The sequence below is a fragment of the Ramlibacter sp. genome, assembly GCF_035706265.1.
Classification (GTDB): domain Bacteria; phylum Pseudomonadota; class Gammaproteobacteria; order Burkholderiales; family Burkholderiaceae_C; genus Ramlibacter.
In genome coordinates this window covers 1-8,206 of the sequence record NZ_DASSVG010000098.1, presented here as the reverse complement: position 1 = coordinate 8,206, position 8,206 = coordinate 1, and the positions used below count along the sequence as shown (strand labels likewise).

At 70.3% G+C, this 8,206-nt stretch carries 9 protein-coding genes and 1 pseudogene; 4 read left to right on the top strand and 6 right to left on the bottom strand.

The window, feature by feature from the left end:
* Positions 1 to 253 (top strand): annotated as a pseudogene (locus VFM98_RS03840) (4-hydroxybenzoate 3-monooxygenase); the annotation flags it as partial.
* 79 nt (positions 254 to 332) lie between these two features.
* Here VFM98_RS03840 and VFM98_RS03835 read toward each other — a convergent pair.
* Positions 333 to 1,307, bottom strand: coding sequence for a tripartite tricarboxylate transporter substrate binding protein BugD (locus VFM98_RS03835; protein WP_325108580.1), 975 nt, complete (start codon positions 1,305 to 1,307; stop codon positions 333 to 335).
* Positions 1,308 to 1,422: 115 nt separating this feature from the next.
* On the opposite strand from VFM98_RS03835, the gene VFM98_RS03830 reads away from it, so the two are divergent.
* Positions 1,423 to 2,295: a CoA transferase gene (locus VFM98_RS03830; protein WP_325108579.1), complete on the top strand. Its 873-nt coding sequence runs from the start codon at positions 1,423 to 1,425 to the stop codon at positions 2,293 to 2,295.
* Between the two features lie 6 nt (positions 2,296 to 2,301).
* Here VFM98_RS03830 and VFM98_RS03825 read toward each other — a convergent pair whose 3' ends face one another.
* The 5 genes from VFM98_RS03825 to VFM98_RS03805 all read right to left on the bottom strand — a co-directional run bounded on the left by VFM98_RS03825 (position 2,302) and on the right by VFM98_RS03805 (position 7,265).
* The gene (locus VFM98_RS03825) at positions 2,302 to 4,554 is read right to left on the bottom strand and encodes a YgiQ family radical SAM protein (protein WP_325108578.1); all 2,253 of its coding nucleotides are present in this window, start codon (positions 4,552 to 4,554) and stop codon (positions 2,302 to 2,304) included.
* 75 nt (positions 4,555 to 4,629) lie between these two features.
* The gene (locus tag VFM98_RS03820; protein WP_325108577.1) at positions 4,630 to 4,824 is read right to left on the bottom strand and encodes a hypothetical protein; all 195 of its coding nucleotides are present in this window, start codon (positions 4,822 to 4,824) and stop codon (positions 4,630 to 4,632) included.
* Positions 4,821 to 6,413: an FAD-dependent monooxygenase gene (locus tag VFM98_RS03815; RefSeq protein WP_325108576.1), complete on the bottom strand. Its 1,593-nt coding sequence runs from the start codon at positions 6,411 to 6,413 to the stop codon at positions 4,821 to 4,823. The genes VFM98_RS03820 and VFM98_RS03815 overlap by 4 nt, the downstream gene beginning before the upstream one ends.
* Positions 6,414 to 6,420: 7 nt before the next feature.
* The gene (locus VFM98_RS03810; protein ID WP_325108575.1) at positions 6,421 to 6,876 is read right to left on the bottom strand and encodes a CHRD domain-containing protein; all 456 of its coding nucleotides are present in this window, start codon (positions 6,874 to 6,876) and stop codon (positions 6,421 to 6,423) included.
* Positions 6,877 to 6,974: 98 nt separating this feature from the next.
* The gene (locus VFM98_RS03805; RefSeq protein ID WP_325108574.1) at positions 6,975 to 7,265 is read right to left on the bottom strand and encodes a hypothetical protein; all 291 of its coding nucleotides are present in this window, start codon (positions 7,263 to 7,265) and stop codon (positions 6,975 to 6,977) included.
* Positions 7,266 to 7,475: 210 nt separating this feature from the next.
* On the opposite strand from VFM98_RS03805, the gene VFM98_RS03800 reads away from it, so the two are divergent.
* Together VFM98_RS03800 and VFM98_RS03795 are read left to right on the top strand one after the other, a co-directional pair.
* Complete coding sequence (locus VFM98_RS03800; RefSeq protein ID WP_325108573.1) at positions 7,476 to 7,811, top strand: hypothetical protein; 336 nt, start codon at positions 7,476 to 7,478, stop codon at positions 7,809 to 7,811.
* A gap of 64 nt (positions 7,812 to 7,875) precedes the next feature.
* Positions 7,876 to 8,206, top strand: a 331-nt coding sequence (locus tag VFM98_RS03795; protein ID WP_325108572.1) for a DUF924 family protein, incomplete at its 3' end; no start/stop codon positions are given.

The window sequence follows — 8,206 nt, the reverse complement described above, 5'->3', positions numbered from 1 at the left end:
GTACCTCGCCGACGGCCTGGTCGAGCACTACCGCGAGCGCAGCGACGCCGGCATCGACCATTACTCCGAGCGCGCGCTGCGCCGCGTGTGGAAGGCCGAGCGCTTCTCCTGGTGGTTCACCTCGCTGATGCACAAGTTCCCGGACGAAGGCCCGATCGCGCAGAAGCTGCAGGAGGCGGAACTCGATTACCTGGTGAACTCGAAGGCGGCCTCGACGGCGCTGGCGGAGAACTACGTCGGATTGCCGCTCTGATGCTCCGCCAAAAAGAAAATCGGCCGCAGCCGATTTTCTTTTCCGGGCCCCCGCCTGCGCGGGGGTGACGGGAGGACGCTCAGTCGGCGAACTTGCCGCCGGCCTTGATCACCGGGCCCCACTTGTTGATTTCCGACTGCAGCCACTTGTGCAGCGCGTCGGGCGTGTTGGTGGCGTCGGGCACGATCTCGGCGCCGAGGTCGTCCATGCGCTTGATCACGTCGGGATCCTTCAGCGCGGTGCGCACGGCGGTGTTCATGCGCTCGAGGATCGGCTTGGGCGTGCCCTTGGGCGCATAGATGCCGTGCCAGACCACGACCTCGAAGTCCTTCAGGCCCTGCTCCGCCAGCGTGGGCGCATTCGGCAGCACCTTGACGCGGTTCTTGGTCGTCACGCCATAGAGCTTGACGTTGCCGGCCTTGATCTGCGGCACCGTCTGCGTGGTCTGGTCGCACATCACGTCGACCTGGCCGCCCAGCAGCGCGTTCATCGCCGGCGCCGTGCCCTGGAACGGCACCTCGGTCAGCTGCACGCCGATGGCACGCTGGAACATCATGCCGCACAGCTGCGACACGGCACCCAGGCCCGCGTTGGCCAGGTTGATCTTGGACTGGTTGGCCTTGATGTAGGCCACCATCTCCTGCAGGTTGTTGGCCGGGAAGTCCTTGCGCGCCAGCATGGTCATGGGCACTTCGACGGCCTGGCTGACGAATTCGAAGTCCTTCAGCGGATCGAAGGCCAGCTTGCGGTACAGCGCCGGCGCGGTGGCCATGCCGTTGTGGTGGATGAAGAAGGTGTAGCCGTCCGGGGCCGCCTTGGCCACGTAGTTGGCCGCCACGGTGCCGCCGGCGCCCAGCTTGTTCTCGATCACCACCGTCTGGCCCAGCGACTTCGACATCGACGCGCCCAGCGTGCGCGCGACCACGTCCGTCGGGCCGCCGGCGGCGAAGGGCACCACCAGCGTGATCGGCTTGGTGGGCCAGTTCGCCTGCGCATGGGCGAACGCTGCTGCGGCGACGCCCAGCAGGCCGATGAGGGAGCGCTTCAACTGCATCTTGTCATCTCCTTGTGTTTTCCGGCCGGCTCCTGCCGGCGCCCCGGGAGGGTAGCCGTTGTGTTGCGCACCTGCATCAGGATGTACCCCACTCCTGCTCTGCTAGCCTTGCGGCATGCCCCGCTTCGCCCCGCTCCAAGGCCTGCGCATCCTGAGCCTCGCGCTCAACCTGCCCGGCCCCGCCGCCCTCATGCGCTGCCGCCGCTTCGGTGCCACCTGCACCAAGCTGGAACCGCCCGCGGGCGACCCCATGGGCCGCTACAACCCCGGCGCCTATGTGGAACTGCACGAGGGCGTGCAGGTGCTGCAGGCGGACCTGAAGACCGAGGAGGGACAGCAGCTGCTGCACCGGGAGCTGGAGCGCACCGATGTCCTGCTCACGTCCTTCCGCCCTTCCGCGCTGGCCAAGCTGGGGCTGGCGTGGCCGGAACTGCACGCGCGCCATCCGGCGTTGAGCCAGGTGGCGATCGTCGGCGGCCCCGGTGACCGCGCGGAGGAGCCGGGCCACGACCTGACCTATCTCGCCCAGAACGGGCTGGTGCCGGGGCTGGAACTCCCCGCGACGCTCTATGCGGACATGGGCGGCTCGCTGATGGCGAGCGAGGCGGTGCTGCAGGCGGCGCTGCACCGGCTGGGCGCCCCGCATCCCGAAGGCCTGTACCTGGAAGTGGCGCTGTCCGACGCCGCGGCCTACCTCGGGCTGCCGCGCCGCTGGGGCCTCACCCAACCGAGCGGAGCAGTCGGCGGCGCGCACGCCGGCTATCGCGTCTATCCGTGCCGGGACGGCCGCGTCGCCGTGGCGGCGCTGGAGCCGCATTTCGCGGCGCGCCTCTGCGAAGCAGCGGGGGTGCAAGGCAGCGACATGAAGGCGATGTTCGCGCCGGCAACGCACGACGCACTCGCCGCTTTCTTCGCCTCGCGGACGCGGGCGGAGCTGGATTCGCTGGCGACGCAGAAGGACCTGCCGATCCACACGATGGCAGGTTGACCGTCGCTACTTCGCCTTCCGCGCAGCGCCGGTGACCCGCGGCGGCAATCCGGTGTGCTGCGTGAGGATGCGCCCCTTGCCCGGCCCGGCCGACGTGGAGTTCTTGCGCCGCGGGCTCGCATAGCTGCCGTCGGTGGCCGGCTGCCAGGTGGGCACCAGGTGGTGCTTGCCGTTGCCGATCAGGTCGGCGCGGCCCATGGCCTTGAGCGCCTCGCGCAGCAGCGGCCAGTTGTTCGGGTCGTGGTAGCGCAGGAAGGCCTTGTGCAGGCGGCGGCGCCGCTCGCCGCGCACGATGTCCACCGTCTCGCTGGTGCGCGTGACCTTGCGCAGCGTGTTCTTGCCCGAGTGGTACATGGCGGTGGCCGTGGCCATCGGGCTCGGGTAGAAGGCCTGCACCTGGTCGGCGCGGAAGCCATTGCGCTTGAGCCACAGCGCCAGGTTCATCATGTCCTCGTCGCTCGTGCCCGGGTGGGCGGCGATGAAGTACGGGATCAGGTACTGCTCCTTGCCCGCCTCCGCCGAGTACTTCTCGAACATCGCCTTGAACTTGTCGTAGTTGCCGATGCCCGGCTTCATCATCTTCGACAAGGGGCCCTGCTCGGTGTGCTCGGGCGCGATCTTCAGGTAGCCGCCCACGTGGTGCTGCACCAGCTCCTTCACGTACTCGGGTGACTGCACGGCGAGGTCGTAGCGCACGCCGGAGCCGATCAGGATCTTCTTGATGCCCTTGAGCGCGCGCGCCTTGCGGTAGATCTGCACCAGCGGGCCGTGGTCGGTGCGCAGGTTCTGGCAGATGCCCGGATAGACGCAGCTCGGCTTGCGGCAGGCCGCTTCGATCTCGGGCGACCGGCAGCCGATGCGGTACATGTTGGCCGTCGGGCCGCCGAGGTCGGAGATCACGCCGGTGAAGCCTTCCACCTTGTCGCGAATCTCCCCCACCTCGTGCAGGATCGATTCCTCGCTGCGGCTCTGGATGATGCGGCCCTCGTGCTCGGTGATGGAGCAGAAGGTGCAGCCGCCGAAGCAGCCGCGCATGATGTTCACGCTGAAGCGGATCATCTCCCAGGCCGGGATCTTCGCCTTGCCGTACACCGGGTGCGGTGCGCGCGCGTAAGGCAGGCCGAACACGTGGTCCATCTCCGCGGTGGTGAGCGGGATCGGCGGCGGGTTGAGCCAGACGTCGCGCTCGCCGTGCGCCTGCACCAGCGCGCGGGCGTTGCCGGGGTTGGTCTCCAGGTGCAGCACGCGGTTGGCGTGGGCGTAGAGCACCGGGTCCGACTTGACGGCCTCGTAGGAGGGCAGGCGGATCACGGTGCGGTCGCGGTTCAGTTTGATGCGGGGGTTGGGGAGGAATTGCAGTGGCTGTTCGGTTGCCGCAGTGCCCTCACCCCTGCCCTCTCCCGCAAGCGGGAGAGGGAGAGATTCCGCTCCGTCTCTCGAGCAGGATTCGCCCTTCGCCTTTGCCTGGTCGGCGATGGTCATGTAGGGGCTGACGTGCTCCTCGACGCGGCCGGGGGTGTCGACGCTGGTCGAATCGATTTCCAGCCAGCCTTCGGGCGTGGCGCGGCGCACGAAGGCGGTGCCGCGCACGTCGGTGATGTCCTCCACCGGCTCGCGGGCGGCCAGGCGGTGGGCGATCTCCACCACGGCGCGGTCGGCGTTGCCGTACAGCAGCAGGTCGCACTTGGAGTCCAGCACGATGCTGTGGCGCACCTTCTCCGACCAGTAGTCGTAGTGCGCGATGCGGCGCAGGCTGCCTTCGATGCCGCCGAGGATGATCGGCACTTCCTTGAACGCCTCGCGGCAGCGCTGGCTGTACACGATCGCCGCGCGGTCCGGCCGCTTGCCGCCCACGTCGCCGGGCGTGTACGCGTCGTCGCTGCGCAGCTTCCGGTCCGCCGTGTAGCGGTTGATCATCGAGTCCATGTTCCCGGCCGTCACGGCCCAGAACAGGTTGGGCTTGCCGAGCGCCTTGAACGGCTCGGCACTGTGCCAGTCCGGCTGGGCGATGATGCCGACGCGGAAGCCCTGCGCCTCCAGCACGCGGCCGATCACGGCCATGCCGAAGCTCGGGTGGTCGATGTAGGCGTCGCCCGTGACGAGCACGATGTCGCAGCTGTCCCAGCCGAGCGCCTCCATCTCCTTCCGGCTCATCGGCAGGAAGGGGGCGGGACCGAAGCGATGCGCCCAGTACTTGCGGTAGCTGGTGAGCGGCTTGGCGGCGCGCGCGAAGTAGGAGACGTCGAGGGGTGCGTTCATGCAGGGGGAATCCGGGGGACCGAAGATTGTAGGTGCGCGCCCTCCTCCAGGCGAACGCGGGGATATTGCGCTGGCTCAGCCGGGGCGACCTTCCTGCAGCAGGCGCTCGCGGGCGCGCGCCACCAGCGACAGCACGTCCTCGGCGCGCTCGCTGCGGGCGATCAGGCCCAGCGCCACCATCGCCAGCAGCAGTTCGCTGCGCTGCGGCCCCACCTCGCCGAGGGCCTCGCACAGCGCCGTGTAGCTGCGATCGAGCTCCGCATCGTTCATGGCTGCAGTCCCTTCGCTTGCAGGCAGGCCAGCACGGGCGCGGGATCGAGGCCGCGCCAGCGTCCCATCACGTAGCCGTCGGGTCGCACCAGCACCAGGCCGGTGGGACTGAGGCCGCCCGGCAGTCCGTAGCGCAGCCGGGCCTGGCCATGCGCGTCGGCCTCCGGTGCGATCTCCAGCACGGCCACGCCATGCGCGGCCAGTTCGGTGAGCGCGCGCGGCAGCGTTCCGTCGCCGAACACCAGGCAGGTGAAGTCGGTGCCGAAGCCCTGCGTCAGGTGGAATTCGCCGCTCGCGCCGCGCAGCAGCGCCTCGGGCGCGGGCTGGCCCGGCGCCGCCAGCGCGCTGGTCCAGGTGCCCTCTTCCGGCCCGTTCAGCGGCGAACCCGTGTAGGCGATCGGTGCGGTCTGGCGCGGGTTGATCAGCGAGCGCACGGCGGGCTCGTCGAGTGCGATCCGCAGCGTCGCTTCGCGCAGCAGGCGGAAGGCGAAGTCGGGCGGCGCCATGAATTCCGTGCTCTTGGCGCCGTAGGCGATGTTCTCGCGCGCCGCGTGGACGCGCTCGACCGAATACGAGTCCAGCAGCTCCGGCGCGGCGCCGCCCTCCAGCACCAGCGCGAGCTTCCAGGCGAGGTTGGCCGCGTCCTCCAGCCCGGAGTTGAGCCCGCGCACGCCGAAGATCGGCACCAGGTGCGCCGCATCGCCGGCGAACAGCACGCGGCCGTGCCGGTAGGCCGGCAGCGTGAGGCACTTGGCGTTGTACATGGAGGCCCAGAGCAGCTTCCAGGGCTCGGTCTCGCCGATCATGCGCAGGTGGCTGTCCACGCGCGGCAGGATGTTCTCCGGCTTCAGGGCCTCCTCCCCGTCCTCGTCGTCGCGCAGCTGGTAGTCGATGCGCCAGACCTCGTCCGGCTGGCGGTGCATCAGCAGCGTGGAGCCCGGATTCGAGGGCGGATCGAACCAGGCCAGGCGCTCCACCGGGCGGCGCGTCTTCTGCACGATGTCGACGATGACGTAGCGGCCCTCGTACTGCGTGCCCTCGAACTGCAGCCCGAGCTGCTCGCGCACCGTGCTGCGGCCGCCGTCGCAGGCCGCGAGCCAGTCGCAGCGCACGCGCTGGCGGCCCGCCGGCCCTTCGACTTCGGCCTCGACGCCGTCCTCGAGCGGCCGCACCTGCAGCACGCGGGTGGACCAGGCCACGCGCGCGAGCTCCGGCACGCGCTGCAGCGACTGCGCCAGGAAGGATTCGACGTGGTACTGCTGGATGTTGACCATCGGCGCGAAGCGCTGCAGCGGCTCGCTGGGCATCTCGAAGTGCAGCACTTCGCGGTCGCGCCAGAAGCTGCGCCCGCCGGTCCAGGGCAACGCCTTGGCGGCCAGCGCCGCGCCCGCGCCGGCCGCGGCGAGGATCTCCTGCGAACGGCGCGAGATGCAGATCGCGCGGCTGCCGCTGCAGCAGCCCTCGTCCGCCTCGGCCACGAGGCTGGCGACGCCGTGGCGCGCCAGCAGCGCGGAGAGGGTCAGGCCGACCGGGCCGCCGCCGGCGACCAGCACCGGGACGTGCTCCGGCAGCGGCAGCGCGTCGGCCACGCGCGCTTCAGCGGCGCCGCAGCTGGCCGCGGATCTCGCCGGCCGGGTGGGCGGCCGTGTGCACGTTGGCGTACCACTGGCCCGCAGCCAGCTGCTCGTACTGCTGCGGGGTGATCTTCACCTGGCCGCGGATCGGCGAGCTGCCCACGTTGGTGAAGGGCACGACGACGCCTGCGTTCGCGCCCGGGGCCGCAGGGCCGTGGATGTGCGCGGCGGTGGCCGGGCCGCTCAGGCCGCCATAGGAAACGCTGTAGTCGAGCGCCCCCGTGTCGCGGTGGTACACCACTTCGGCATTGCCGCTGCCGCCCGTGCTGACCGGCGGGCTCTCCTGGGCGCCCGACATGGTGGCCGTGAAGGTCTCGGTGTTGGAGCCCATGGACTGCATCATTCCGCAGCCGGCCAGGCCGAAACCCACGAGGGCGGCCGCAGCCGCGATGCGCAGGAAACCGGTACGCGTGCTCATCATGCCTTCCTTTCGTTGTGTTCGTGGAAGGCGCATGATGGTCAGCGCGGCGCCCCGACGCGTGTAGGACGCCGCCGCATCGGAACTGGAAGGAACCCTCAGCGGTCCTTGGGCAGCTTGCCGCGCGCGGCGTCCAGTTCCCAGGGGCTCGCCTCGACGTTGGGCCCGTCCGGATAGGACTCGGGCCCCTTCTTCACGCCGGGCCGGGGTCGCGCGCCGGGCACGCCGGCGGGCACCTGGGCGCCCGCTTCGTCGACGACGCTGGCCCCGGCGGGCGGCTGCTGGCCCGCCTTGTCGCCCAACGTCTTGTTGCCGCAGCCGTCGGCATTCCCGTGGTCTTCATTGCCGCCCCGGTCTTCACCGGAGCCGATGCTGGTTTGCGTGCTCATGCGGCCATTCTGGGAGGCACGCGCCGCCCTGGCTGCAAGCGGCACGAGCGCCGTCCTGTAGGACCGGGATGGCCGCGCTGCGCATCGCTGCGCAGGCTGCTTCCTACATGGCGCGCGCCGGCGTCCGACGTGCGCAACGCTTGGTCGTTCCTACATTGGTTTCGGGGGCCACCGCTGACGGTGCGCTCCCGATCATCCAAGGAGCACTTCATGGCACAAGGGCAAGACCAGAACCAGAACCAGAACCGCCAGCAGCAGGACCAGCAGGGTCGGGGCCAGGCACAGGGCGGTTCGAGCCAGGGCGGCATGGGCCAGGGCAGCCAGCAGCAGCGCCAGCCGGGGCAGCAGCAGGAGCGCGGGCAGGCGTCGCAGGGTCAGCAGGGGCAGCAGGGCCAGCGCTCGCAGGACCAGCAGCGCCAGCAGGAACGCGGCCAGGCCTCGCAGGGTCAGCAAGGCCAGCAGGGCTCGCAGCAGGAGCGCCAGCGCCAGCAGCAGCAACAGCAAAGGCAGCAGCGCAGCACCCAGGACGAGGACGAGGAGCCTTGAGCCTTCGCGCATCTTCCGGGCGGCGGGGCATGGCCCCGCTTTTCTTTGCCGGCATACTCGCCGCATGACCGACATCGCAGCCACGCCGGAGCAGGTCCTGCGCTTCTGGCAGGACGCCGGGCCCCGGCGCTGGTTCAAGCGCGACCCGGACTTCGATGCGGACTTCCACGCCCGCTTTCTCGCCACCCACGAGGCCGCCGCGGCCGGCGCGCTGGATTCCTGGCTGGCCAGCGCCGACGGGGCGCTCGCGCTGGTGCTGCTGCTGGACCAGTTCCCGCGCAACGCCTTCCGCGGCACGCCGCGCGTGTACGCCACCGACGCCAAGGCGCGGGCCAGCGCCGACTTGGCCATCCGCGCCGGCTTCGACCGCATGGTGCCGGAGGACTTGCGCCAGT

What these genes read in the sequence shown, in the direction of transcription:
- VFM98_RS03835 (WP_325108580.1), bottom strand. Translation starts at nt 1,307, where the DNA reads ATGCAGTTGAAGCGCTCCCTCATCGGCCTGCTGGGCGTCGCCGCAGCA.
- VFM98_RS03830 (WP_325108579.1), top strand. Translation starts at nt 1,423, where the DNA reads ATGCCCCGCTTCGCCCCGCTCCAAGGCCTGCGCATCCTGAGCCTCGCG.
- VFM98_RS03825 (WP_325108578.1), bottom strand. Translation starts at nt 4,554, where the DNA reads ATGAACGCACCCCTCGACGTCTCCTACTTCGCGCGCGCCGCCAAGCCG.
- VFM98_RS03820 (WP_325108577.1), bottom strand. Translation starts at nt 4,824, where the DNA reads ATGAACGATGCGGAGCTCGATCGCAGCTACACGGCGCTGTGCGAGGCC.
- VFM98_RS03810 (WP_325108575.1), bottom strand. Translation starts at nt 6,876, where the DNA reads ATGAGCACGCGTACCGGTTTCCTGCGCATCGCGGCTGCGGCCGCCCTC.
- VFM98_RS03805 (WP_325108574.1), bottom strand. Translation starts at nt 7,265, where the DNA reads ATGAGCACGCAAACCAGCATCGGCTCCGGTGAAGACCGGGGCGGCAAT.
- VFM98_RS03800 (WP_325108573.1), top strand. Translation starts at nt 7,476, where the DNA reads ATGGCACAAGGGCAAGACCAGAACCAGAACCAGAACCGCCAGCAGCAG.